This is a genomic window from Desulfosarcina sp. (assembly GCF_033791525.1).
Taxonomy (GTDB): Bacteria; Desulfobacterota; Desulfobacteria; order Desulfobacterales; family Desulfosarcinaceae; genus Desulfosarcina.
The window spans coordinates 1-26,271 of the sequence record NZ_JASJGN010000468.1 but is presented as its reverse complement, the minus strand read 5'-3'; the positions used below and the strand labels follow the sequence as shown (position 1 = coordinate 26,271).

The 26,271-nt window shown below is 54.4% G+C and carries 23 protein-coding genes; 19 read left to right on the top strand and 4 right to left on the bottom strand.

Going from position 1 to position 26,271, the window contains the following annotated elements:
• Positions 1-3 precede the first annotated feature (3 nt).
• Complete coding sequence (locus tag QNK41_RS22115; RefSeq protein WP_319261786.1) at positions 4-1,122, bottom strand: Xaa-Pro peptidase family protein; 1,119 nt, start codon at positions 1,120-1,122, stop codon at positions 4-6.
• A gap of 172 nt (positions 1,123-1,294) precedes the next feature.
• On the opposite strand from QNK41_RS22115, the gene QNK41_RS22110 reads away from it, so the two are divergent.
• The 13 genes from QNK41_RS22110 (at position 1,295) to QNK41_RS22050 (ending at position 14,353) form a co-directional block, all read left to right on the top strand.
• Positions 1,295-1,678 (top strand): thioesterase, FlK family, encoded by a 384-nt coding sequence (locus QNK41_RS22110; RefSeq protein ID WP_319261784.1) that lies wholly within the window; start codon positions 1,295-1,297, stop codon positions 1,676-1,678.
• Positions 1,679-1,718: 40 nt separating this feature from the next.
• Positions 1,719-2,375 (top strand): isoprenoid biosynthesis glyoxalase ElbB, encoded by a 657-nt coding sequence (elbB, locus tag QNK41_RS22105; protein WP_319261782.1) that lies wholly within the window; start codon positions 1,719-1,721, stop codon positions 2,373-2,375.
• 228 nt (positions 2,376-2,603) lie between these two features.
• Positions 2,604-5,024 carry an aldehyde ferredoxin oxidoreductase family protein gene (locus QNK41_RS22100; RefSeq protein WP_319261780.1) on the top strand — a complete coding sequence of 807 codons (2,421 nt, stop codon included), beginning with the start codon at positions 2,604-2,606 and terminating at the stop codon, positions 5,022-5,024.
• Positions 5,025-5,075: 51 nt separating this feature from the next.
• Positions 5,076-6,245, top strand: coding sequence for an iron-containing alcohol dehydrogenase (locus QNK41_RS22095; RefSeq protein WP_319261777.1), 1,170 nt, complete (start codon positions 5,076-5,078; stop codon positions 6,243-6,245).
• A gap of 54 nt (positions 6,246-6,299) precedes the next feature.
• Positions 6,300-7,562 carry an iron-containing alcohol dehydrogenase gene (locus QNK41_RS22090; protein WP_319261775.1) on the top strand — a complete coding sequence of 421 codons (1,263 nt, stop codon included), beginning with the start codon at positions 6,300-6,302 and terminating at the stop codon, positions 7,560-7,562.
• A complete protein-coding gene (gene gpt / locus QNK41_RS22085; protein WP_319261773.1) occupies positions 7,559-8,056 on the top strand; it encodes a xanthine phosphoribosyltransferase in 498 nt (165 codons plus the stop codon). The genes QNK41_RS22090 and gpt overlap by 4 nt, the downstream gene beginning before the upstream one ends.
• A gap of 2 nt (positions 8,057-8,058) precedes the next feature.
• A complete protein-coding gene (locus tag QNK41_RS22080; RefSeq protein ID WP_319261771.1) occupies positions 8,059-9,051 on the top strand; it encodes a DUF3192 domain-containing protein in 993 nt (330 codons plus the stop codon).
• 261 nt (positions 9,052-9,312) lie between these two features.
• Positions 9,313-9,804, top strand: coding sequence for a YbaK/EbsC family protein (locus QNK41_RS22075; RefSeq protein ID WP_319261770.1), 492 nt, complete (start codon positions 9,313-9,315; stop codon positions 9,802-9,804).
• Between the two features lie 208 nt (positions 9,805-10,012).
• Complete coding sequence (locus tag QNK41_RS22070; protein ID WP_319261768.1) at positions 10,013-10,438, top strand: hypothetical protein; 426 nt, start codon at positions 10,013-10,015, stop codon at positions 10,436-10,438.
• Positions 10,439-10,975: 537 nt separating this feature from the next.
• Positions 10,976-12,130, top strand: a complete 1,155-nt coding sequence (locus QNK41_RS22065; RefSeq protein ID WP_319261765.1) for a lytic transglycosylase domain-containing protein — start codon at positions 10,976-10,978, stop codon at positions 12,128-12,130.
• Positions 12,127-12,942, top strand: a complete 816-nt coding sequence (locus QNK41_RS22060; RefSeq protein WP_319261763.1) for a YpsA SLOG family protein — start codon at positions 12,127-12,129, stop codon at positions 12,940-12,942. Before QNK41_RS22065 ends, QNK41_RS22060 begins: the two co-directional genes overlap by 4 nt.
• Before the next feature lie 26 nt (positions 12,943-12,968).
• Positions 12,969-13,787 (top strand): hypothetical protein, encoded by an 819-nt coding sequence (locus tag QNK41_RS22055; protein ID WP_319261761.1) that lies wholly within the window; start codon positions 12,969-12,971, stop codon positions 13,785-13,787.
• A 149-nt stretch (positions 13,788-13,936) separates the two neighbouring features.
• A complete protein-coding gene (locus QNK41_RS22050) occupies positions 13,937-14,353 on the top strand; it encodes a pancreas/duodenum homeobox protein 1 (RefSeq protein WP_319261759.1) in 417 nt (138 codons plus the stop codon).
• Between the two features lie 31 nt (positions 14,354-14,384).
• Here the strand turns inward: QNK41_RS22050 and QNK41_RS22045 are convergent, their stop codons facing one another.
• Positions 14,385-17,675: a PAS domain S-box protein gene (locus QNK41_RS22045; protein WP_319261757.1), complete on the bottom strand. Its 3,291-nt coding sequence runs from the start codon at positions 17,673-17,675 to the stop codon at positions 14,385-14,387.
• Positions 17,676-18,087: 412 nt separating this feature from the next.
• Here QNK41_RS22045 and QNK41_RS22040 point away from each other — a divergent pair, with 412 nt between their 5' ends.
• The 4 genes from QNK41_RS22040 (at position 18,088) to QNK41_RS22025 (ending at position 21,927) form a co-directional block, all read left to right on the top strand.
• Positions 18,088-18,546, top strand: a complete 459-nt coding sequence (locus QNK41_RS22040) for a hypothetical protein (RefSeq protein ID WP_319261754.1) — start codon at positions 18,088-18,090, stop codon at positions 18,544-18,546.
• Between the two features lie 12 nt (positions 18,547-18,558).
• The gene (locus QNK41_RS22035) at positions 18,559-20,421 is read left to right on the top strand and encodes a RiPP maturation radical SAM C-methyltransferase (protein ID WP_319261751.1); all 1,863 of its coding nucleotides are present in this window, start codon (positions 18,559-18,561) and stop codon (positions 20,419-20,421) included.
• Positions 20,418-21,374 carry a tRNA-dihydrouridine synthase family protein gene (locus tag QNK41_RS22030; RefSeq protein ID WP_319261748.1) on the top strand — a complete coding sequence of 319 codons (957 nt, stop codon included), beginning with the start codon at positions 20,418-20,420 and terminating at the stop codon, positions 21,372-21,374. Before QNK41_RS22035 ends, QNK41_RS22030 begins: the two co-directional genes overlap by 4 nt.
• Positions 21,375-21,546: 172 nt before the next feature.
• Entirely contained in the window at positions 21,547-21,927 is a 381-nt protein-coding gene (locus QNK41_RS22025) for a response regulator (RefSeq protein WP_319261746.1), read from the top strand.
• A 14-nt stretch (positions 21,928-21,941) separates the two neighbouring features.
• Here the strand turns inward: QNK41_RS22025 and QNK41_RS22020 are convergent, their stop codons facing one another.
• A complete protein-coding gene (locus QNK41_RS22020) occupies positions 21,942-23,057 on the bottom strand; it encodes a GAF domain-containing protein (protein ID WP_319261743.1) in 1,116 nt (371 codons plus the stop codon).
• Between the two features lie 352 nt (positions 23,058-23,409).
• On the opposite strand from QNK41_RS22020, the gene QNK41_RS22015 reads away from it, so the two are divergent.
• Entirely contained in the window at positions 23,410-24,174 is a 765-nt protein-coding gene (locus tag QNK41_RS22015; RefSeq protein ID WP_319261740.1) for a uracil-DNA glycosylase family protein, read from the top strand.
• A 60-nt stretch (positions 24,175-24,234) separates the two neighbouring features.
• Here QNK41_RS22015 and QNK41_RS22010 read toward each other — a convergent pair whose 3' ends face one another.
• A complete protein-coding gene (locus QNK41_RS22010) occupies positions 24,235-24,444 on the bottom strand; it encodes a zinc ribbon domain-containing protein (RefSeq protein WP_319261738.1) in 210 nt (69 codons plus the stop codon).
• 440 nt (positions 24,445-24,884) lie between these two features.
• Between QNK41_RS22010 and aroF the strand changes: the two genes are divergently transcribed.
• Positions 24,885-25,904, top strand: a complete 1,020-nt coding sequence (gene aroF, locus QNK41_RS22005; protein WP_319261735.1) for a 3-deoxy-7-phosphoheptulonate synthase — start codon at positions 24,885-24,887, stop codon at positions 25,902-25,904.
• Positions 25,905-26,271 lie beyond the last annotated feature (367 nt).

Below are 26,271 nucleotides of genomic sequence, written 5' to 3'. Positions count from 1 at the left end.
GGTCTACACCCTTACCCGGGGATCAAATGGGGTGGCATCGTTAAGCACCTGGGCGCAGTCCTGGCGTACCACGACCTGGTTTTCCATGCGGATTCCCCCCCATCCCGGCAGATAAACGCCCGGCTCCACGGTAACGACCATACCCGCTTCCAACCGGTCGTCTTTGGTTGGACTCAACCGGGGGCTCTCATGAACCGCCAGGCCGGTGCCGTGACCCAGGCTGTGGCCGAATTGGCCCGCATAGCCGTTTTGATCGATATGGTCCCGGGCTATCTTGTCCACCTGGATGCCGCTGGCGCCTGACTTGATGGCGGCAGTGGCCATGTCCCGGGCCATAACAACCGTGTCGAACACCTGTTGGAAGCGGTCATCCGGTTCACCCATCACCACCGTTCGGGTGGTATCCGAGCAGTATTCGTTCAACCGGGCGCCCCAGTCGAAGAGAATGGGCTCCCCCCGGCCCATCTTGCGGTCCGTGGGTACGGCGTGGGGCAGGGCGCTGTTAGGGCCCGAAGCCACGATAACGGGAAACGACAACCCCTGTGCGCCGTTTTCGCGCATGGCCTTTTCCATGGCCCAGGCCGCCTGCCTTTCCGTCATACCCGGCCGGATGGTATCCATAACTCGAGAGAAGGCCTTTTCAGCAATCCGCAGGGCATTGGTGATTCGTTGGATTTCGTCTTCAGATTTGATTTGGCGAAGTGCTTCCACCATGTTTTGCGTGGGAACCAGCTCAACCGCTTGTTTTTGCATACCCAGTGCGTCGGCGTAGGCCGAGTGATTTTTATGGGAAAGGCGAACACTCTCAAAACCCAGCCGATGAATGCCCAACGATTTGGCAATCTCCGGCAGTTCTTTTTCAAGCCCGTTTTTATAGCAGACAATGTCAAATCCGGCTGCCTCGGCTTGCGCCTGAAGTTCATAACGGCTGTCGGTGGCCAATACCAAGCGGCGATCGGATATAATCAGCACGCCGGCGGATTCATCGAACTGGGTGTCCTCACCGGTATACCCGCTCAAATAATAGCGGTTCTCCTGAACCGATACCATCAGGGCGTCCAATTCCTTATCGGCCAGGCCCTGCCTGATTGCCGTGATGCGCTTTTGTATAATCGAATTCAAAGCCACTCCTTTCGTTTCATCATAGCGGGATCATCGCTCGCAAATGATTGACAGCATTACCCCCTTTTTATTATGATTAAAACCTCTTTTCAAGCCACACCTCATCGTTCAACGGTTTCAATTGCCATTGACCCGGGCAGTGCAGCTGCCTGAAACGCTTCTGGAGGTCCAGATGAAAATCGACACCCATTGCCATATCGATCAGTCTCTGTGCGGCAAACCATTAACCGTGGAAGGTGGCAACAGCCAGGTTGAACTCGTGACCACGCCGCAAATGACGGCCGACGATCAAGGACTGGTCCACGGTGGATTTATCTTCGGTGCCGCAGATTATGCAGCCATGATTGCGGTGAATCATCCCCATGTGGTCCTCGGGGCATCGGATGTGAAATTTCTCAAACCAGTGCGGGTAGGGGAGACAGTGATCGCTCACGCCAAGGTCCAGGAGGTTAAGGGCAAGAAATACTGGGTCTCGGTGAGTGTGACCAAAGATGGTGAGGAACTCTTTCAAGGTATGTTCACCTGTTTTGTTCTGGACAAGCATGTACTGGCATAATTGCACGCCTTCAATTTAACAGGCAGAGAAAGGAATCCCTATGACTAAAAAAATTGGTGTGTTATTGTCCGGTTGCGGTGTTTTTGACGGTTCGGAAATCCACGAAGCGGTGTTGACCCTTCTGTTCTTGGATCGAGCAGGGGCTTCGGCTCTGTGCATGGCTCCGAATGTGGATCAGTTGCATGTAATTGACCACTTGACCCAGCAGGAAACTGATGAACGGAGAAATGTGCTGGTGGAGTCGGCGCGCATCGCCAGGGGCGAGATCCAGGATGTCAGTTCGGTCAGCGCCACCGACATGGATGCCCTGATCATTCCCGGCGGGTTTGGTGCGGCCAAAAATCTCAGCGATTTTGCGGTCAAGGGCCCCGAGGCGCAGGTCCATTCCCAAGTGCAACGGCTGCTGGATGAAATGGCAGATCGCTCAAAACCCATCGGCGCCCTATGCATTGCCCCGGCGACACTTACGCGCGCCCTGTCCAAACGATCTCCCCAGGTAACCATTGGCAACGATGCAGGCACGGCATCGGCCATCGAATCCATGGGTGGCATGCATACCATTTGCAGCGTGTCGGATATTTGCGTGGATGAGAAAAACCGAATGGTTACCACACCGGCCTATATGCTGGGACCCGGTATCAAGGACGTGGCCGCCGGCATTGAAAAATTGGTCGCTAAAATTCTTTCCCTTTGCTGAGCAGCCGCATGGTCCCGGCAAGCAAATAGGCCTCCGATTTCAATACCTTCTCAGCGACGCTTATTAATCCGCAAAATTCAATGAATTCAATAAAAAGGGAAGTTGATCGCACCAGTTGTCCGGAAGTTTGAAATGATCTACGGTGTCGAATCGAATCCGAATTCATCATCCTGTTTGGCGAATTCAACAGGCATGTTGCGCTCACGCTAATTGATTGGGAACATTTACATGAAAACAATCGTCGGAACCAGCAATCGGATTGTTCAGATTAACCTGTCGACCGGCCAGGTGGCTGAATTTCAAGTGGATGCGGATGACCGCCGGCGCTTCCTCGGCGGCAAAGGACTTGGGCTCAAATTACTCTATGACCGCATGGATCGTGGGATCGACCCGCTGGGTGAGGAGAACTGCATTGCATTCATGATGGGCGTGCTCATGGGCACCGGCGCACCATGTACAGGGCGCTTTTCGGCCATTACCAAATCGCCGCTGACCGGCATCATGCTGCATTCGTCCTGCGGCGGGCCATTCGGGATGGCGTTCAAGACCGCCGGCTATGACGGCTTGCTGATCTCCGGCAGGGCACCATCACCGGTCGTGATTTATATCGATGAAAACGACGTTCACATGGTAAACGGTGACGACAGTTGGGGGTTGGATACCCAAGCGGTCCAAAAACAGCTGAACCCGGATGGGAAAGCCGGTGTGCTTGCGATTGGACCGGCCGGCGAAAACCAGGTCCTGATTGCCAATGTGGCCTCCGGCCATCGGTTTCTGGGGCGCGGCGGCCTGGGGGCGGTGATGGGATCCAAAAACCTGAAGGCCATCGTAGCCCGGGGAAAAGCCTATAAAATCGTCCCTGCCAATCAAAAACTGTTCAATCGGGCCAAAAAAAGGGCGGCCGGATATATCGAAAATAATCCGGTGACCGCCGACGACTACCGCAACTACGGCACCAGCAGCCATGTCAACTGGTGCAACGACGGCGGCATCCTGCCGGTGAAAAATTTTCAGGAAGGCAGTCATCCCCAGGCTGATCAGGTGTCGGGCGAGACCATGCGGCAGCGCTACCACGCCACACCCAGCACCTGCAAACCCTGTTCGATCATGTGTGGGCACAAGGGCACCCTGCCCGACGGCAGCGTCCACCAGATTCCGGAGTACGAAACCGTCGGTCTGCTGGGCCCCAACCTGGGCATCTTTGAACCGGACACCATCACCGCATTCAGCGACCGATGCGGCCTGTTGGGCATGGATACGATCTCAGCCGGTTCCGTCCTGGGCTGGTGCATGGAAGCCGGTGAAAAGGGATTGATCCCCCCCGCTTTGAAGTTTGGTGCAGCGGAGGGTATTGCTCAGGCCCTGGATGACATGGCTTGGCGACGGGGATTCGGCGATGAAATGGCCAACGGCACGCGATTGCTGTCCAAACGCTACGGCGGTGTGGATTTTGCCATCCAGATCAAGGGACTGGAAATGCCCGCCTACGATCCCAGGGGGGCGTGGGGGCAGGGGCTGGCCTATGCCGTTGCCAATCGGGGCGCCTGTCACCTGTCCGCTACCACGTTTGCCCTGGAAGTGGCCTTCGGTTTTCTCAATCCCTACACCACGCGCGCCAAGGCACGATTCGTCGCATTTTTTGAAAATCTTAATGCCGCGGTCAACTCTCTGCACACCTGCCAGTTTACCTCCTACGCCTATGTATTAGAGCCGCCCATCGTCAAGTACACCCCCAAATTTCTGCTGCGCCTGATCATGCAGTACCTGCCGGCGGTTGCCATCCTGTTCATGGACATCAGCATTTTTTCAAAACTATGGCGGTCGGTGACCGGTCTTCGGCTGAACCAATGGCAGATGCTCAAGGCCGGGGCACGTATCCATGTGCTGGAGCGCACCATGAACACAGGTGAAGGAATATCCCGTAAAGACGACACCCTGCCGAGACGATTTCTCACTGAAGGACGCGGGTGTGATGCCAAAAAGCGGACGGTTCCCCTGCAACCCATGCTGGATGCCTATTACCGGCTTCGGGGATATGACCCCCACGGTATTCCAACCGAAAAAACGCTGAAACGGCTGGGAATTGAACCCAAATGGGACATGGTAACCGACCCACGGCTGGACTATTTCCAGATGGTGTCACCCGGCGGCAAACCGGTCAAACGGTTATATCTGTCGATCATGCTCTGGTTTATGGGGCGGGCGATCCAGGCGGCCGCCCGTGTGGATCGGGAGGTGCGCAAGGCCTTCGATGCCATCCCCGACGGCTTCACCTTCGCCCTGACCGTTGCACCGGACGGTCCGGCTATGCTCGTGGGCAAGGATAAAGCCGGCAGGGTCAGATACTTAGGCGCCAATCCCAAACAGCGTTATATCGATCTGAAACTGACCATTAAAAACATCGAGGCGGCGATCCTGCTCTTTACCTTTCAGGAGGCCACGGTCACAGCGGTGGCCAGAGACCGGCTGATTGTGGATGGGGAACTTCCCGCCGCCTGCACTGTGGTTCGCATTCTGGACATGGTGGAGGTCTTCCTTTTGCCCAAGCGGCTGGCTTCCCTGGCGGTCCGGCGATACCCCCAATGGCCACCCTTTCGAAAATATGTTGGCCGTGCCCTGATTTATCTGCGTGCGGTGGTCGGCCTTTGATTCCATTGCGATGCGAAAGCGGTTCGGTGTTAATCAATGGAGGAGCGATCCATGCGTTTGCCGGATGAATTTTCCTTTTCCTGTCCCTTGAAAATAAACTGCGGCACCCGTGCGCTGGCGAACCTGCCCGCTGAACTGTCAGCCTTCAATGCCAACGCACCGCTGATCCTGGCCAGTCGCGACCAGGTTGGCAGGAAACGGGTCAGCACCGTAATCGATGCTTTCAGAACCTCGGGGCTGACACTGGGGATCTATGACCGCCTGCCGGGCCAGCCACAACCGGATTTGATGCCCGTGCTGGCGCGGATGTATCGGGATGGGGGCTGCGACAGCGTCATTGTCCTTGGTCATGGCTCGGTGGTGGACACGGCAAAATGCCTGAATTTGATGGTTTCTACAGGTTTTCACGGGAGAACTGATGATTCCGGTGGTGATGCTGCCGACCCTGGACCGCTGCGTCCCTTGATGCTGGTGGCCACGTCCGGCGGTAACGGTGATGAGGTGACCGGTTATGCCAGCGACGGGGTTCGGCGCCTATGTTCCCCGCGACTGATTCCCACCGTTGCCTTCATCGACCCGGCAATGATGGAAGACAGGAATGACCGCGATGTCGTGGATGGGGCACTGATCGCCCTGGTTCATGCCGTGGAGGCGTTCCTCGATGATACCGCCGGGCCCATGTGCCGCGCATACGCCCATTCGGCCATCGGCCTGATCGTGAATCACCTGCCCGCCGTCCTTCGAAAAACAGACCGTAAAAAAAACCTCTGTGCGGCAGTCAACGGTCAGGTGGCTGCTGGTTGTGCCTTTTTCAGTTCCTCTCCCGGCGTCTGCCACGTCCTGGCCACCGGATTGAAGCAAGGGACCGATCTTCCCCTTGGTTTTTTAATGGCCATTCTGCTGCCCCATATGCTGGCGGAGGCTGGGTTTAACCAACCGGAGCGGGTGGGAGAACTGCTCTATCCCATGGTGGGGGCGGACATTTTCGCCGTGACTGCCGCCGACCTTAAAACACCGCGCACCATTGCCCTGTTCTGGGAGTTTTTCGATGCGTTAAATGCTGAGTTATCCTTGAAAATCCCAACGTCTATCGGTGACGCCGAACTGACGGATGAACAGATTAAACGGATCCAGTCGCGGCTGGCCAGGGGTTCCATCGACGATCATGTGGCACGAATCCTTGAGGGTGCAAGGCACGGCGTTACCGCGATAGACGACTGAAGGTGGCCCCTGGCTGAAAATTTCTATTTTCAATTGCTTTCAGAGGAGCTGATCATGCACGTCCCGGGCTACTATGAATTTTTTTGCCCCGTTAAGACCGTCGCCGGCCACCATGCGCTGGAAAAAATACCCCAATTGCTGAACGATTTAGGGGCTCAACGCCCCATGATCATCACGGATAAAGGGGTTGTCGCCGCCGGTCTGGTTGATACGGTCAGCGCGGCCATCACTCCGGGAATCCAAATGGGTGCACTAACAGACGATGTGCCGCCGGATTCTGACCTCAAGGTGGTCGTCCAGCTTGCCGGGGTATACCGCGAAAGCGGTTGCGATGCGATCATTGCCGTTGGCGGTGGGTCGGTGATGGATACGGCCAAAGGGGTGAATATCTTGGTGTCTGAGAATACCGAGGACCTGATGCAATTTTCCGGTGCCGGCATCCTGGCACGACCGCTAAAGCCCCTGATGGCCATTCCCACCACCGCCGGAACAGGATCGGAGGTGACCCAGGTGGCAGTGATCGCCGACCACGTCCGAAATCTGAAAATGCCCTTTGCATCCTATTTCCTATTGCCGGATCTTGCTGTTTTAGATCCGCGCATGACGCTGACGCTTCCACCGGCGATCACGGCCGCCACCGCCATGGATGCCCTAACCCATGCCGTAGAGGCCTATACTTGCCTGGCCAAAAACCCGCTCAGTGATGCCCATGCGCTATTGGCCATTGAATTGATTGGCCAAAATCTGCTAAACGTGCTAAATGAGCCGGAAAACGCAGACGGGCGCCTGGCGCTGGCCGTGGCATCAAACTTGGCCGGCGTGGCCTTTTCCAACGCCATGGTGGGAATGGTCCATACCCTGGGCCATTCAGTGGGTGCGGTTTGCGGGGTACCCCACGGCGCCTGCATGGCAATTTTGCTTCCCTATGGCCTGGAGTACAACATGCACAAGAACGGTTATTTGACCGCCCAGTTGCTGCTGCCGCTGTCAGGCGCACGTGTCTATGCGCAGACACCGGCCCATCTGCGGGCTCAGCAGACCGTTGCCGCCATACGACAACTGAACCAGCGCCTCCACCAGGAAACCGGCGGCCGCCACGCCAGGTTTTTCAAAGAGATTACGGGTCCGGACGGCAGTGCCCGGGTGCCAGTGGAAAGCCTTGAAGCCATTGCGGACAAAGCACTGGGTGACGGTAGCATTTTATGCAATCCCGAGGAATTGGACCGCGATGACCTGCTGATGGTCATGTCCCACGCCTGGGCGGGTAAGCCGCTGGATCGAAACCTCGTAAAAAAGGGCGACCTGAAAATTCGATGACCACCGTCCGAAAAAACGATTATAATCGTACATACCCCATTTCATGGGAACAATTGCACCGGGACGCCCGGGCGATGTCATGGCGCCTGATCGAACGGGGCCCCTGGCAGGGCATCATCGCCATCACCCGCGGCGGCCTCGTGCCAGCCGCCATCGTTGCACGGGAACTGGATATCCGGCTGGTTGACACCGTCTGCATTGCAAGTTACGCTGGCCGGAATCAGGGGCAGATTCAGGTGCTCAAATCCACGACCGGTGACGGCGACGGCTGGCTGCTGATTGACGATCTGGTGGATACGGGCAAAACGGCTAAATTGGTTCGTGAAATGATTCCCCGGGCTCATTTCGCCACGGTTTATGCCAAACCGGCCGGCCGACCCCTGGTCGACACCTTCATGACCGAGGTGAGCCAGGACACCTGGATACTGTTTCCCTGGGATTCGGAAATTCAGTTTGCACAACCCATTGCTGGAAAAACACAGCAGGATCAATAACCATGATCCCTGTGCCACGGAAGAAGGAGATTGGTGTAATGCGAATCGGGGTGGTCGTTTTCATCGCAGCTTTTATGCTGACCGCATGTGTCCATCTGGACTTCAACAAAACCATCAACGCTTTAAAAAGAATTCAGCCGGGAGACTCCCAGGAGGTCGTTTTCGAGAACCTGGGCCCACCGGACCTTCGACAGGATATCAGCGACCAGCGTTTTGTGGCCTTTTATCAGACACAAGCCGGGAATTTATCCGGTGAGACGGTAACAGCGGAGTTGTGCACGCCGATCGCTATTGAAAATGGACAGGTGGTTGCTGTCGGCGGTGACTATGCCGAACGCTGGACCCGTGAAGAAGAAGAGCGTATCCGCCAGGCGGCTGTTGCCGAGACCGAACAGCAACAAACTGAAATGGCCGAAGCTGCGGCACAGCGTGCAAAGGCTGCGCATCAGGAAAAAATTGAGGCCCTCGAAAACGAAGTCAGGCCGGTTCCTGGCGGCAATGCCGTCCTGAACCTGAAGCTATACCGCCAATTGCTGGCATTGGATCCTGAGAATTCCCGTTATCAGAAAAAGGTGGCCTTTTATGAAGACCGGCTGGCCAAACAACAAAAGGCCCAACAAGAACGCGCCATTCGTTCAGCCAAAGCGAAGCGCCGGCAGGCGTGGGATCAGGCTCGCGAGGGGCGCAACAAACAGCTGAGGCAATACAGCGGAAACGGCATCGCAGAGATGGCTGTACACGACATGGGCAACGGTTCGCTGTATGTCTGGGTGAAAAATGTCAGCAGACAAATTATCACCACCCATCCCGACCATTTTACCCTGATGGACAGTGAAAACAACGTGGTAAAGGGTGAGATCAGCGACAGCCTGGACAGCGTACTGGAGCCGGGCAGTATTTCCCACGGCAAGATTGAATACAGCCGTGAGATCGAACCCAAGGAACTCATCTTCCAGAACAGGGAGTCGGGCCGAATATCCAAATCATTCCAGTAACCGCCACCGCACTTAAAAAAAAACCGCACGATCCGAATAGTCGGCGTGCGGTTTTTTTCGTTTCAACCCATGAGATGTCGGTCTATTTCATCAATCCGGGCAGAAACAAGGCTATCTGGGGAAAGGGTATCATGAGCACCACACCGAAAACCAGAGCGATGAGCAGGGGAATGACGCCTTTGAAAATGACCCCCAGAGGGACAGTTCAGGCAACTCCGCATCGTGTCGTGGGGTTCCGGTATGCCCGACAATGGAGATCAAATGGATAGACCCAGATACCCGAACACCCAGGCCATACGGTTCTTGCGCGCAAATCAGGTGGATTTTAAAGCTTTCATCTACACCTACACCGAACGCGGTGGTGCCCGCCAGGCAGCCGTGGAATTGGGTTTACCCGAGCATCGGGTGGTGAAAACCCTGGTGATGGAGACCTTAGACCAGTCGCCTCTGCTGGTGCTCATGCACGGCGACCAGGCGGTTTCAACCCGGAATCTGGCCCGTTTCATCGGCACGAAAAAGGTCCTTCCCGTCCGGCCTGAAAAAGCCTTGAATTGTACCGGGTACCAGGTAGGCGGTATCAGTCCTTTCGGTACCCGGCAAACCATGCCGGTTTATTTACAAACCACTATTCTGGATCTGAAAACGATTTACATCAACGGCGGCAAACGCGGATTTATCGTGGAGGTCGACCCGGATGTGCTGTTGAAGACCCTGTCCGCCATCCCCGTTTCTGTAGCTGCTTTTTCGAATTAACCGGGTTTCGGGAATTCGCGTCGTCCCTGATAAAAAAAAATCGGACACCGGTTTTTTGGGCCGCCGATTGGCTAACGCTTGCCAGAGATAGGCCTGTTGATCTATATTCAAGGTAATCTAAATCTGGACTGTCCTGCCATGAATGCGGCCTTACAACAGGAACAGCGACATGCACAGGCTATCATCCGTATGAGAGGGAAGGAAACCCATGCCACGTAACGATCTTGACGCCTTGGAAAACATCTGCCAACGCATCAGCCTCAATATTCCTGAAAACTCCCCGTGGCGGTGGGACAAAGAGTTCAACCTGGCGCTGGCGGTCATCGACCGCAAGGATGAAATTATGGTCGAGCTTCCCTTGACACTTGAATTTTCTCACAAATGGGATTTTACCACCATTGATGATGCCGATGCGTCCGTCCGTGATTATTTCCAGTCCGGTTTCGGTATCGTGCCAGGCCAGAAAGTGTTCACCATGGATCCCGTTAACGGGGTGGTGCTATACACGGCGTGGTGGCCATGGGGGGATGATGCACGCATCTCCCTTCGCTTGGGGTTGGTTTCCGTATCCGACAATAAGCTGGATAACGCAGATATAAAAAGTTTGATCTGCGGCTGGTTGAAGCTTGAATAAAGGTCAAAACGCTTAAATTGTCCTCCTCTGCCTATCGCTAACAGGCCGATACGGCCTTTTTTTTTGATCCCCGGTTAAAGACCCCGCTCTTATAACCGAACCGCTCGCTTTCTATCCGGACATCCAGTATATCGGCGCAGTTTACTTGTACCGTGATAGCGAGCGCATCCCCCGCCGCTTGCGGCGGGGTTCGCGAGCGAACAGGAAATCGCTTTTATTATCCTTCCGGTGCTGCGCAGCACTGCCGTTTCAGGCAGAACCCTCCCCGCGGTTTGTCGGAGCGAAGCAGAGATCCCGCTCATCGGGGCCGCGGGGAGGGTTCAAATAATGGGTTGAGCTTGAAGGCTTGGCGTACTAGAGTAATTCCGGTTTGGAAGGTTGGCTGCGGTTTGGGACACTTTAGAATTCCAGTTGGCTGTCGGCAAGTGACAAATGGATCAGACTGATTATGATTGTGTTTCAACTGTGTTGCGATCAATTGTTTTTTTATGAACCAATCCTGTCACCCTGAGTCCGTTCAGCATACAACGATAAATCATGAATATGACAATAAAACAATGGCCCAACCTTGTTGTTTACGCAATTGCGGTCCTTTTTTCCGTGCTGTCGCCTCGCATGACCGCGGCCCAGGAAACCGCAGATGACGTGCTGCTCTCGGCGCTCAAGCTGGAACAGCCGATTCTGCTGTGTGGTGAAACGGTGCCTGTGGATTACCCGCAGGCGGTGGAGCGGTTTGAGAAGGAGATGTTGGTTTCTCTGGGGAACCGGCCCCAGGTGATTCTCTGGCTGAAACGGACTACCCGCTATTTTCCGTACATTGAACAGATGCTCAGGGAGAATGGGCTTCCCGATGATCTCAAGTATCTCGCCATCGCTGAAAGTGCCCTCAGAATGCACGCCGGGTCTCCCAAAGGGGCTATGGGTGTATGGCAGCTGATGCCTCAGACCGCCAGAAAATATGGATTGGTTGTGGATGTCAATTTTGATGAGCGGCGCAATCTTTATCTGAGTACACCAGCGGCGTTAACATACCTTAAAACGCTCTACGAACGATTTGGTTCTTGGAGTCTTTCCCTGGCAGCCTACAACATGGGGGAAGAGGGCCTTGAAGCAGAAATTCTGGAGCAGGGCCTTACCAACTATTATCAACTCTACCTGCCCCTTGAAACCCAGCGATTCGTTTTTCGTATCTTGGCCATCAAGCGCATAGTCGAAGCGCCACAAAACCATGGGTTTAATCTTTCTCCAGGTGATTTTTATGCTCCGAAGACGTTTTCAACGGTTCGGGTCAATGCCTTCACGGATCTTCCCCTGCGTTTAATCGCCAATGCGGCGAAAACCGATTTTAAAACAATCAAAGATTTCAACCCGGAAATAAGGGGTCACTATCTGGCTGCCGGAACACGCGCCGTAAATATTCCCGGCGATGGTGATGCAGGGTTCGAGGGCCGTCTGACAGCCCTGATTGAAACGGATACCAAAATTCGCAACCAGCGTGTTTACGTGGTCAAGGAAGGAGACAGCCTTTCGAGCATCGCCCAGAAATTCGAGGTGCCCCTTGCCGCACTGCTCATCTGGAACCGCATCGGTTTGAGTAAGGTGATCCATCCCGGTCAACGATTGGTTATTTTTCCCGCAGCGGGGGGCATAAAGACCGACCTGAAAGACATTGAGGGAGATGCGGACGGATGATTGAGAAAATCATTTCCAGCGGGAAGCCCGGTGCTGCAGCAGCTGCCCTGGAGGTGGCCATAAAGCTGGGACTGGCGTATGGCGGGTGGTGCCGTGAAGGTGAACCGGTCCCGGATAAATTCCAGCTCGAGCGGCTGCCTGAAGCCTCCAATCGATCGGCCACGGAGAAGGCCGTAGCGGCCAGTCAAGGATCACTTTATTTCGCCGCCGGAGAAACGGCCTCCCTTCGACTGGAAACAACCAAAAAAAGCGCTTTGCGCCTGAACAAACCACTATTGATTCAGGATCTTGAAGGGGAAAACGGATTTTCCGCATCTCGACGGATTGCCGTGTGGATTACGGAAAACCGAATAAAAGTGTTGCATGTGGACGGGGAGGGTGACGGCCGCATCGTCTTTTCTGTTGCGGACAAAGTATCCAAAATCCTTGAAGCCACCTTTTTTCTGTCGATGATAGAGACCGGCATCACAGCGCCTTTAGAGTCGGCCGTCGAGCGGGAGCGTCTGCCTCAGCGGGGAAACCCACCGGAAACCATTGAGGCGGCGGTGAACCATCTGGAGCAGTCGTTGTCACTAAAAGACAGAGCCGTGATTGCCAACATGACTGCAGACGAACTCGTTTCTCTGCATTTTACGCTGGGAGGCTATATCAACAGCCATTTCGAGATCTTCACGGCCAACACCGACCTGCTGGCGGACTGTCAGCGCCGGTCCGGCCAATGGGGACTGGCGCCCAAGGACGTGGCTGCTGTGATCATCCGAGCCCTCTGGGACCGGTTGCGTGCCACTTGCCGTATCCGAATCATCAAATGAGCTCGGCAACACCAATGGAACCAGGCATGCAAGCATTGCCCCGATCACCCGAATCGTTTATCCGTCTCGTGCAGGACCGCCTTCACCGTCCATCTCCGGCAACTTTCTCATTCAATACCAATGGCGATCTGAGCCTGAACTCTGCGGTACTTTTCCTTTTGAAAACAGACGCCAGCGGGGAACCGTTTCTGATTCTAAACAAGCGTTCCCAGCATGTTCGCCAACCCGGCGACCTGTGCTGCCCGGGTGGCGGCATCGCACCGTCCATCGACCGTCTGCTGGCCAGATGGCTTAATCTTCCGAGAATGCCATTGTCCCGGTGGCCGCATGGTTCGTGGTGGCAGCGCTACCGAAAGACTGATTTCCCTAAGCTGGCCCTGCTCTTGGCCGCCGCCTTGCGGGAAGGATTCGAAGAGATGCGGCTCAATCCACTCGGGGTGAGATTTTTAGGACCCATGCCTGCTCAGCACCTGATTATGTTCAAGCGGGCCATTTACCCGATGGTGGGGTGGGTGAACCACCAGAGACGCTTTTTCCCCAACTGGGAAGTGGAAAAAATCGTTACTATCCCCGTGGCAGCATTTTTTGATGCCGCCAACTATGCCCGGTATCGAATCTCGTTCAAGACCGGCACCCCTGGTGCGCCGGACATGCCTTTTCGGGATATGCCCTGTTTCATTCATCGCCAATATGGTGACAATGAATTGCTGTGGGGTGCGACCTACCGGATCACCGAACGGTTTTTGAAAACGATATTCGGTTATGTTCCGCCCTCGATGGCATCATTGCCGGTCATCCATCGACGATTGGGCCGGCACTATCTTGAGGGGACTTCACCCCAATGATAGGACTACGTGGGTCCTGCGGTGTTGCCAGGGGGATTGATTTACAATGGATGCGGGTGTAGATGAACCTTCCCGTTTAGGACCACGAAGTGGCGTTTGGTTCAAAGGCTGCGAGATAAGTGAAAATTAATATCTGAGGAATCCAAGTCATGCACACCCCTTCAAGCAGAACGATTTTTGATCAACGCATACTGGACGAAATCTTCCCTGCTATCCGTGCCGATCGATTTTTTGCTGCACTTTTGGGTGATGCGTCGGAAGGCGCCTATGATATTACCCTCGCCTTTGCGAGGGAAACGGATGATCAGATTGATTTCGAATTTCAGCTCAAACAGCGCCCCGGAAAGTGTCTGGCCTGCAACCTGACTTACGGCCTGCCCGAGGTGTTCATGCGGCACCCGGTTATCGATGTCGCCGGCGTGGTCCGGCAGATCGATTCGCGGATGATCAATGGCAAAAAATGCGGTGAATGGACGTTAGGCCGCACCCGGGAAGTTTCTAACGCCATACATGTATTGCCCCTGACCGTCAAACTGACTCCCGGCACAGCCTTGGAATCCGGGTAAATGTGATCGACAATGGGTCGTATCGGGTGAATCAGGTCCGGTCAGAATGATCGCTGCCATTTAAGACCTCATCCAATGCAGCTGCCAACTGTTCGATATGATAAGGCTTTTGAATGAAGCCATCCCCCGCCTCTTTATCGTGATCATTGCCCAGGCCGTTGAGGCTGTACCCGCTGGACAACAACACCTTGATACCGGGGCGGATCATTCTCAGTCGGGCCAATACTTGACGGCCGCTTAAATCAGGCATGATCATATCCAGCAGCACCGCGTCAATTTGATCTATCTCCCTTTCGAACAGGGCAATGGCTTGTTGTCCGCTGCTGGCAGGGATGACATGGTATCCCAAGTCTTCAAGGATCACTGTCAGGGCTTTCAGGACATACGGTTCATCATCTACCACCAGCAGGGTGCCGGAACCGTTTTGCGGCAGATCGGGTACCGGCGCCGGAATTTTTTCGGAAGCCCGGGATATCGCCGGTAGATAGATGGTAAATGTTGTGCCTTGGCTCACTTGGCTTTTCACATCGATGATGCCGCCGTGGTTCTTGATGATACCAAATGCCGAGGCAAGTCCCAGGCCGGTCCCCCGGCCCATTTTTTTGGTCGTGAAAAAAGGTTCGAAAATCCGCTTCATGGTTTCCGGTTCGATGCCGTTCCCCCTGTCGTGGACACTAACCGACACATAGGGTCCAGGATTGACCCCGAAAGACGCGGTGTAACCCTCGTCCAAAATTATGTTTTTGGTTGACAGGGACAAGGTCGTATCGTCGGTCATGGCCTGCCAGGCGTTGACGTACAGGTTGACCAGCACCTGGTCAATCTGGCCCTGATCAGCTTCCACCGTCCAGATTTCCTCCTGGTATCGGGCATGAATCTGAATTTCTTTTTTAGTTCGGCCGAACATGTCGGCGGTCCGCTGGATCGTTTCGTTAAGATTGACAGGCGCGACCTGGTATTTGCCACCGCGGGCATACCCGAGCAGTTGACGCGTGAGGGTTGCACCGCTCTCTACGCATTGCTCGATGGCCCGCAGGTATTCGGACAGCGGGCTGGTGGTCTTGAGTTTGGAAGCGAGCAGGGATACATTGCCCATGATTCCCATGAGTAAATTGTTGAAATCGTGGGCGATGCCACCGGCCAGGGTGCCCACCGCCTCCATTCGCTGGGCATGGTTGAGTTGCCCCTGGAGTTTTTCTTTTTCCTTCTGGGCAACGATCTTGGCCGTGACGTCGCGAGCCACCCCGCGAAATCCGGTGACACCACCGGAAGGATTGAGAATCAATGCTGCGCTCAAGTCCAGCACCTTGTTGCTGCCGTCTTGGGTGATCACCGGGAAAGTGATCACCCGTACCGGCTCACCGGAGCGAGCCATCTTGCGGAATGCCTGGATGATCTCGCGCGTCGATTGATGCGTAGAAAAGTGCCTGAATGACATGCCAATGAGTTGATTGATGTCGTAACCCATGATCCGGCTGGCTGCATCATTGACAAAGGTGAGCCTGCCCGAATAGTCCAGTTCAAAATAGGCCTCTTCAATGGTATCCAGGATGGTGCGGTATTTTTCTTCGCTGACTCGAAGCTGCGTTTCCGTTACCCGGCGTCGTTCGATCTGTCCGACCAGGCCGTCGTTGGCTTTCTGCAATTCAAGGGTTCGCGCCTTGATTAATGCCTCCAGTTGATTTTTGTAGCGAAGCAGTTCCTGCTCGGCCACCTTGCGGTCGTTGATGTCGCGCAGGGAGCCGATGATGCGATGGGGTTTGCCGGACGGGGTTCGGAGCAACATGGAATTCAAAGAGCAGTGTTTCAGCCGGCCGTCCTTATCCTTGAATACCGCTTCCTGGTCGTTTAGACGCCCCTTGTCTATCAGCTGTTGAACGATATCTACGCTCAGGCCGGGATCCGCATAAATTTTGAGCAACGTTTTTCCAATCAACTCCTTTCGCCGGTATTGGGATATTTTTTCAATGGACGGGCTGATTTCAATCAGCGTTCCCTTGAGGGACGCTTCGTAGTATACATCCTGGATATTGTTGAAGATACCCTGGTACTTTTTGCGGCTTCGCTCCACAGCCGTTTTCATTTCCGCAAAAGCGCCGGCAGTTTCCTGGATTTCGGAATAGGCTGAGCGGATCTGCGGCAGGGGCGCCGATTGGCCCATTTTGATCTGCCGGGAGGTGCGTCCCAGCAGGGCAATCGGGCGGGTTACGCCCCGAGCCAGGAGAAATCCCAAGAAGGCGGCAAACAGGGAAATCACCGTGGTGACCAGAATATTGTAGAAGCGATTGGATTTGATGGCGCCGAGGTAATCGTTTTCCGGCAGGTAAACCCCGATGATCCAGGGCCACTGAGGGTTGGAAAAAGGGGTGAACATGGCCAGGTAGATCTGGCCCTCGTGCGTAAACCGGGCAAATCGCGATCTGTCCATGACCAGCATCCCCGATGTGTCGGTTTGGATTTTTGCCGCTTCGAAGGCTTTCCGGCTGTGCGGATCGTCCAGTTCACTGATTTTTGCCAGGCGTGAGGTGCCGCCATCCGCAGTCCCTTGGATTTTCAGCTTGTCCAGATTCCCGAAGGCCACCACGTCGCTGTTTCGGTTAAGCATGAAGGCCTTTCCATGCTTTCCGATTTTCAGATTGCCGATGAACACCGATAGCTGGTCGATCTCGATATCCACGCCAACTACGCCCATGAGTTTTCCGGACGGATCGAAAAAGGGCCCGGCTATGGTAATGCCTGGCTTCTGGGAGGTGTAGAAGATGTATGGATCCGTCCAGACGATGCCGTTTTCATCCACTGCTTTCTGATACCAGGGCCGATTTCTCGGATCATAGGTGTCTGCGTCGCTGCTTTCTTCACCAAGGGGCGTAAAAAAGGAATCGCGATACACCAACCGGATCTGCCTTCCCTGGGCGGTGTTAAGGATAACCTTGGTGCGAAATCCCCCCTCTGCCTTGGCGTCAAAATGGCGCACATCATAAAAATCTCCCTGGGGGGTACCCACATAAATTCCTGAAAAATGGGGATTGACGGTGAGTTGGTCGTGCAGATACCGCACAAGGGCCTCGATCTGGTGTGTTTGGCTGCCCACCACGTTGGAGGCCATCAGCCGCCGGGTTAACGCGGCTGCCCCGTGAGCATGCAGCAGGTGGCGCTGGGACTGCTCCATGGCCAGTCCAGCGACGTTCTTCATGATATCCCGGGCGTGTTGTCGAAGCACGTTTTGAGAGGTGATATAGGAAGACGTGGTGGTGACCAGGTGGGTTCCCCAGATCAACCCTAAAAAACCGGCAATCAGCGCCCAGCGAATGGAAATCTTCATAGTTGTTGCAGATCGGCCGTAGTTGAAAAAGGTTGATAATCGCGCTGTGCGTTCGGCCAAAAGCCTCCGCCCAGCATGGTCGGGTCGATTCGGAAGTCACGATGGATCGGACTGGGATTGATGTATATGGAGCGGTTACAGGATTCAAGCAAAAAATCAAAAACTGCCCGAAAGGGATAGGGTAAGGCACGCAGGCAAGCAGGCATGAAAGAAGGGCCAGGATTGATCAAAGTGAGATGATGGGCGAGTTACCGCAGGGATCTTCCCGACCCCATCAATCAGTCCTGCAATCATGCTTTCCGGTTGATGAAATCACGCTTTAGCGTTATAAGAAAACCTTTAGTTCGCTGCCCGATGCTTGCAATTGCTCGCTTCACTTGACCGATGACAGGTTACGATTGGTGGAGGGATAATGAAAAAAACGGTATTTTTTATCTTGATGGTGATGGTGATGGGCTTGCCGGGTTGCTCCGTAAAGCCGATCGGAAGCGGGAATCCAACCGGCGTGGGGGTAATGTTTGACGGTGGCCCGCTGATTTTCGATTCTTCGGTGGTTTTCATGGGGACCGTGGTGGGTCAAATTTTTTCCCGTGAAATCGGCAATGACGTTACCCGGGTATCCATTGCCCTGGACGGCCAATATGACGACCTGGAAAAAACCAACCTGGCGGCCGTAGTCAAAAACGGTCGGCTGCACTTGAACATCCTTTCCGGACACGGCGATCCGCTGCCTCCGGGCGGATATATTTACGGGTTCGTAAATACAGCTTCATATCGGTGGTTTAAATTGAAACACATCATCAATAACATTAATTTATCCGCCGACCGACGAGCCCAACACCTGCTGGTTCGATCCGGCCTGGCGGGATAGCTGTCAGCGATCATGCCAGCAGAACCCACATCCATTAAGGGACGCGTGCTTTTGGTTTCCGCGCCCTGGCCGCTATTCAATCGCCCATCCTTACCGTTGGGGGCGTTGAAAGCCTACCTTTCAAAAGCGGTTCCGCAGGTACAGACGGAAGTCTGTCACCTTTTTCTGCAGGTGGCCCAAGCAGTGGGATACGATCATTATCAGGGGGTTTCCCGGCGGGTCTGGCGGGCCGAGGCCGTCTTTTCTGCGCTGCTCTATCCCGAGCGTGCCCATCTGGCTGAATCATTATACACCAGTACGCTAAAACGTGGGGACCCAGCACCAGATGATTTTCAGCAGTTGGTCCGCCAGGTGAAAGGCGTCATGGGCGACTGGCTCCAGCGAATCAATTGGTCGGCACTCGAACTGGTCGGATTTAGCATCTCGTTTTGCCAAGTCACCGCTTCCCTTTACCTGATTTCACAAATCAAGATCCTTTGTCCCTCGCTGCCCGTGGTTGTGGGTGGGTCTTCTTTCTCCGGGGAACGATCCGCCGATCTGTTGCGCGTTTTTCCCGGTATCGATTACCTGGTCGTGGGGGAGGGGGAGCGTCCCCTGGCCGGCTTGTTGCGCCATCTGACCAACTCTGGCTCCCGGCCCACATCAACACTTCCCGACGGCGTTTTTTCTTCCGATACCCGGCCAAGCGAAATGGATCGGTTTTCCCAACTGAGTCGATTGGACCGTCTGCCTGCGCCGGACTACGATGACTACTTCAAGATGCTGGCCGGGTTTTCTCCCCACCAGCGGTTCTTTCCTGTTCTCCCCATTGAAGCCTCTCGGGGATGCTGGTGGCAACGGCATGATGCCGCCGGCCAGTTCAGGGGGTGTGCCTTCTGCAACCTGAACCTGCAATGGCAGGGATATCGCACCAAACGACCGGAGCAAGTGATCCGCGAGGTGGACGACCTCGTTCGGCGGCATCAAGTCCTTTCCCTAACCTTTGCCGACAATGCCTTCCCGGTAAAACAGGCCTCGTCGATCTTCGACGGGATCCGGGGGATGGGCCGGGATCTGTCCATCTTTACCGAACTGCGGGCCAATACCCCTCCGCCGCTGCTTCGAAAAATGAAACAGGCCGGCGTGGATACGGTTCAAGTGGGCATCGAAGCCCTGTCCAGTCAACTGCTGGCCAAGATGAACAAAGGCATGCGGGTCATCGACAACCTGAACCTGATGAAGCATTGTGAGGCCCTGGGTATCGTCAACGCATCCAACCTGATGCTTCATTTCCCCGATAGCGATGACGACGATGTACAGGAAACCCTTCACTCCATCGCATTTGCCCGCTGGTATCGGCCTCTCAAAACGGTCAGTTTCTGGCTGGGTCTGGACAGTCCGGTATATCGGCTGGCCAGGCGGTTTCATATCCGATCCGTGTTCAATCATCCCAACCTGAAAAAACTGTTTCCGGTGCCGGTGGCAGCAAACATCCGATTCATGATTCAGGGCTATCGCGGCGACCGGACACGCCAACTAAAATTGTGGCGATCAGTCGAAATTGAAACGCGCCAATGGCAAAAAGACTACGACATCATGCAGCGGCAGACCGGCGGCAAACCGGCACTGGCCTTTCGCGACGGCGGCCGTTTTATCATCATCGACCAGCATTTACCGATGCAGGCCGCAGCCAGGCATCGGCTCACAGGAATTTCTGCAGAGATCTACCGGTTTTGCCATACCCCCCGTACCCTCAAACAGGTGGCCGGCATGTTTGTCGCCCACAGCCCGGAACAGATCCGCGCTTTTTTCAAATCCATGGTTAAAAAACGACTGATATTTGAAGAACGCGATTGTTTCCTGAGCCTCGCCGTACCTGCTTCAAGGCTGCAATGACGACCAAACGATTGATTCTTGCCCCGCTGCGCGGCTTTACCGACGCGGTCTTCAGAAATGCCTTTCAACGCCATTTTCAAGGTGTTGATGAGGCAGTGGCACCCTTTGTCACATCGATAAAGGGCCGGCGCATCAAACCCTCCCACCTTCGGGACCTGGCTCCGGACGACAATCGAGCCATGTCGGTCGTCCCCCAGATTCTGAGCAACAACCCGGACGAGTTTCTCTGCCTGGCCAACACGCTTTTCGATTTGGGCTACCGGGAAATCAACTGGAACCTGGGTTGTCCTTTCCCTATGGTAGCCAAAAAAAAGAGGGGTTCCGGGCTGCTGCCGCACCCGGACAGTATTGATCGAATGCTCGACAAAACGCTGCATGGATTTACCGGCAATCTGTCCATTAAGACCCGTTTGGGGCGTTTTTCAGGCGATGAAATGGATCGGCTCATCCCGGTTTTCAACCGCTACCCGCTTGCCCGGGTGATTGTTCACCCGCGTACCGGTGTGCAGATGTATACGGGAAGGGTGGATCTGGAGGCTTTCGACGTCTGTCTGACACAGATTTCCCATCCCGTGGTCTACAACGGGGATATCAGTGACCTGGCCATGTTTCAATTATTGGAATCCCGATTTCCTTCATCGTCCGGCTGGATGCTGGGGCGAGGGCTCATCGCCAACCCGTTTCTGCCTGAAATGATCCAATCGGCAACCCGGATTATCTGCCACAGGAACACACGGTTTAAGAAATTCCACGACGATCTGGTGGACGGCTACCGTCGCCAGTTTTCCGGGCCCGGCCATGTACTGGACCGGATGAAAGGATTCTGGTTCTATTTCGCAGCCAATTTCCCGGACGGTCGGCGAATCGTCAAACGAATCCGTAAAGCGGACTCCCTCGACCGCTATCGTCATGCGGTCACGGCAGTGTTTGACGGTCAGGACCGATGGGGTTGACCACTCATCCGTGCACCGAAATCTTTGCGGTTCCCCCGATTTTTTTCACAACGGATTGTGCATCAATCCAAAATCTACTATACTGAAACCACAGTCATTTTGTCCGATCAACCAACCTATTCCGTTTCCCAAGACACGGACGGAGAATTATTCCGCCACGGGGAGCAGTCGAATGCGTCGAAAAACGATTCTCATTGTGGATGACGAATTGAGCATACTGGTGCCGTTACAATTCCTCATGGAAAAGGAAGGGTACGTTCCCAAACTGGCCCAGAGCGGCAAAGAAGCCATCGAAAAAATCGCCGAGGTTCAACCCGATTTGATCCTGCTTGACATCATGCTTCCAGATCTGGATGGGTATGAGATCTACCAGATGATTCGACAGCGGACCGAATGGGAATCCATCCGAGTCATTTTTCTCACGGCCAAAAACCGGGATGCCGACATGGCCAAGGGAATCGCCATGGGGGCCGATGCCTACATCACCAAACCGTTTTCCAATATGCAACTGGTAGAAAAGATTCGCGAACTCATTGGGCCGGGAACACCGTGATTGATATTAAACCATCAAACCAGGGTCATCAGATAGTCGCGAAGTTGGATCCGCTGATTGGTCAACCCCAGTTTCTTGCGCAGGCGGTTGCGGTGGGCCTCTATGGTTTTTGCTGAGGCGTTCAGGATTTGTGCGATCTCTTTAGTGGTTTTATCTTTACGAACCAGATCGGCAATCTGGATTTCCGTGGGGGTCAGATCGAAAAACTTCATTGGGATCTGGCGCAAAAAAGGGGATACGATATTGGAAATGTTAGCCTGGATGATGTCCACGTATGTGGCCTGTTTTTCATCCAGCTGGCTTCGACCGAGCTTCTCCAGAAACGGCAGCACCAGGTCCTTGACATTGGCCACAATGATGTCTTCCATATGAACCTGGTCTTCCTCCCTGTTTTTCAGCAGCACATTCAGCGCGGTGTTGACCTCTTTCAGCGCGGTGCTCTTGTCTTGTAACTCCCTTTCATTTTTTTTGAGCTTCTTTTCGGCCCGCCTTCGTTCAGCGATTTCACGATTGGCCTGCTCGAAGAGTTGGGCATTTTCGATTGCGGTTGCCGAGGCGTCAGCCAGTGCTTCAAGCACCGTTCCGTGAGATTGATCAAACCGATCAACCTGCTTGTCCACCACTTGCAGGGCGCCGATGACCGTCCCTTTTACCCGCATGGGCACGCTGATGATGGAACGCAATTCTACCTGCATCGTATCGGCTACCTTTCCAAAATGGCGAATGTCCTCCCGGGTGTCCGGCAAAATGACGCTGTCCCCATAAGCACTGACCCATCCGGCAATTCCTTCACCAGGTGCCAGGCGCCATCCTTTGACGACATTGCGCTGTAAGCCTGCTGCCTGACGGCACACCACCTCCCCGGTATTCTGATCTTTTAGCCAGATGGAACTGCCGACGACACCGAACAGGTTTTTAATTGCCTCTAAAATTTTGGACAGCACCCGATCCAGCTCGAGACTGGAATTGATTGCGAGAAAGGATTGGCTGATCAGGTCCAACTCACGGTTTCTCTGTTTCAAGGCTTCATTTTTTTGACGTAGCCTTCGGTTTTCGGATTCCAGACGTTTGGCATTCAGTGTCTTGGCACCTGAAGGCGGGGCTGTCGAGGATGATTTGACGTTAGCCATAGACGGACCTGTGGGTGTAAATGGGGTTCGAGGGCGATGATCAGGAAAAACCATTGGATGGCGCGTGGAAAAGTGGACCATCATCTACTGGAAAAGTCAATCAAAATCTGACTGTTACAACATGCGGTGAGTCGGACTGAAAGGCAGCATCGGTTGTGTTTGGAAACGGTTTGGGCTACAGTTTCCTCGTTCGAGTCAACCACCGGTGAATGGGTTTCGCATGGCTTGCAAACCCATCGACCCACACTGAATCGAAAGGAGCGGGAAAACATGAAAAACATGAATCACATCATGATCCCTGAAGACCAACAAGCGATGACTGCCCGGGTCATGGCACAGGCGGCCCGATAAGATGGCGCCATTCGAAAGCGGCAAGGCGGCCTGCATCGCTGCAATTACCGACGACCTGGTGGCAAGCATTGGCCGGCTGACGTTTTCGGCCCCCGTAACCCACACCTACCATCCGTTGGTTTATGCGAGGAGTGGTTATGACCGTTATGTGGCTTGTTTTGGCGACACGGTCAAAGCGGTCGTCCTGGTGGGTATGAATCCCGGCCCCTTCGGTATGGCCCAGACCGGTGTGCCGTTTGGTGACGTGGAGATGGTCAACGGGTGGATGGGAATCAACACCTGTATTGCGCAGCCGTCCGACCTCCACCCCAAACGGCCCATTTTGGGCTTCTCCTGCACGCGCAGGGAGGTGAGCGGCCGACGGCTGTGGGGGTGGGCCAAACAGCGGTATGGGACCCCGGATACTTTTTTCAAACAGTTTTTCGTGCTCAATTACTGCCCGCTGGTATTCATGGAAGCGAGCGGCCGAAACCGCACACCGGACAAACTGCCGGCGGTTGAAAAAAAGCGGCTTTTCCAAATTTGCGATATAGCGCTTCAACGATCCATTGAAGTTTTTAAACCACAGTGGGTGGTGGGGATTGGTGGTTTTGCTGAAAAACGGATTAATGATGCATTAAAAGGCATGCATTTGAAGACCGGCAGGCTGACCCACCCCAGTCCGGCCAACCCCAAAGCCAATCAAGGCTGGGCGCTGCGGGTGGAATCGGAACTGGCGGCCATGGGCATCGGCCTGCTTGACGAAAAAGAAAAAGGCCCTGCTTGATGGCGGGCCTTTTTCTTGAAATGTGAACTTTCCCGGACCGGAAAAGCGGGATTAAATGCCTCAGCCACCTGCAGATGGTTTGCAGGGCGGAGGCTGAAAGCCGCCGGAACCGGTGGGAATGCCATGGGGCCGGACGGCACCGGCTGACATCAGCTTTTCCACGTCTGCGCAATTGCAGGCGGGACATAATACAGATTCGGTGTCCGATGAAAACACCAGTTGCTCGAAGTGATTGCAGCAGGCCTTGCATTGGTACTCGAAGATCGGCATAATTGCGCTCCTTGGTTTTTTGGGCAATACAACAATGGCAAGGCAGCTCAAGTCAAGCCTCTTTTTTACATTTTGCTCATAAAGCAGTGGCTCAACCCCATTATCGCCGCGAACCACCATTGGAAATAGCGGTTGACAATCACGATGATGGATGCCATACAAAGCGTTCCTTCTCGTATGGTAACCATTAGGAAAAGCAGAAGAACATGAACATCTCAGTCATAGGAAAGTTTAGGTTTTGGTGGTGGCGCTCACCAATTGGGCGCGCCTGCCGGATCCCCGTTGCATGAGATGTGTATCATATCGATGACAAGCAAACGGACCCACGGGCGGTAATCCGGCGGTCCGTTTTCAGTTAAAGGGGCCGCGGAGTTAATCCGGGCCCTTTTTTTCTGGCCGGGGCGACAAACCCGGGTCCCAATTTCCAAAGGAGGCACAACATGCTGGTGGTGATGGATAAAACGGCGACACCCGATCAGATCGACCAGGTGGTCAAGATCATTGAAGGACGCGGATGCACGGCAAGGCCAATTCCCGGTGGCGATCGCGTTTCCATTGGTGTGCTGAACAACAAAGGCCCCGTGGATGCAGCCATGTTTATCGGCCTGCCCGGGGTCAAGGAGGCAGTGCCGATCACCAAGCCTTATAAACTGGTCAGTCGGGAAACAAAAGCCGAAGACACGCTGATTCAGGTGGGTGAAGTCACCATCGGCAACGGCCACCTGACCATCATTGCCGGACCCTGTGCCATCGAGAGTGAAAGCCAGGCCTTGACCATCGCCGGGCATGTCAAAAAATCCGGTGCGCATCTGTTCCGGGGCGGAGCCTTCAAGCCGCGAACCTCGCCGTATTCATTCCAGGGGCTCGGAGAAGAGGGGCTCAAAATATTGGCCCGAGTCAGAGAGCGTTTAGGTCTGCCGGTGGTCACCGAAGTGATGGATTTTCAGACCTTCGACCTGGTGGAGCATTATGCCGACGTGTTGCAGATCGGTACCCGGAACATGCAGAATTTCAGCCTGCTCAAGCGGGCAGGGGAATCCTACCGACCGGTCCTGCTCAAACGGGGCATGGCCGCCACTATCGACGAGTGGCTCATGGCTGCCGAATACATCATGGCCCATGGAAACCACCAGGTGATCCTGTGTGAGCGGGGCGTGCGCACCTTTGTCCATCACAGTCGCAACACCCTGGATCTGTCCGCCGTGCCGGTGGTTAAAAAAGAGAGCCATCTGCCGATTGTTGTGGACCCCAGCCACGCCGCCGGGCGACGGGATCAGGTGCTGCCCCTGTCCCGTGCGGCGGTGGCTGCCAATGCACATGGGTTGATGGTGGAGGTCCACCATCGACCGGAAGAGGCATTGAGCGACGGCGCCCAGAGCCTCTACCCTGAACAGTTTGACTTGCTTTGCCGACAGGTGATGGCGATATTCAAGCTATGCGGCGAAGATGAGCCAATATAGAAGGGGTTAAAAAAAATGATTGAAAAAAAACGAGCCTATAACCAAGAATAAGGCTAATTCGTTATTGTGGTTTAAATTCTATTAGATACACGTTATTACCATCCACAATTAGAGAGAAAAATCTGAAACTGTAACAGCAAGTTACAATTGATAGCCTTCTTTTGGGTGATAGTTCCGAAAATTTATGGGCGAGCCCCATAGCGGGTAAATTCGTGCAAAATTCAGGTATTAACCGCCGTGGAACTCGCTCTTGAAATGCGATTTGGATGGAACATCTTAGAGGGTTTCAATAGTTATCCAGCACCACCGGGACGTGGTTTTTTCCAGGCTTACTACCTTCCCAAACCATCATTAGCAGCCGCGCATA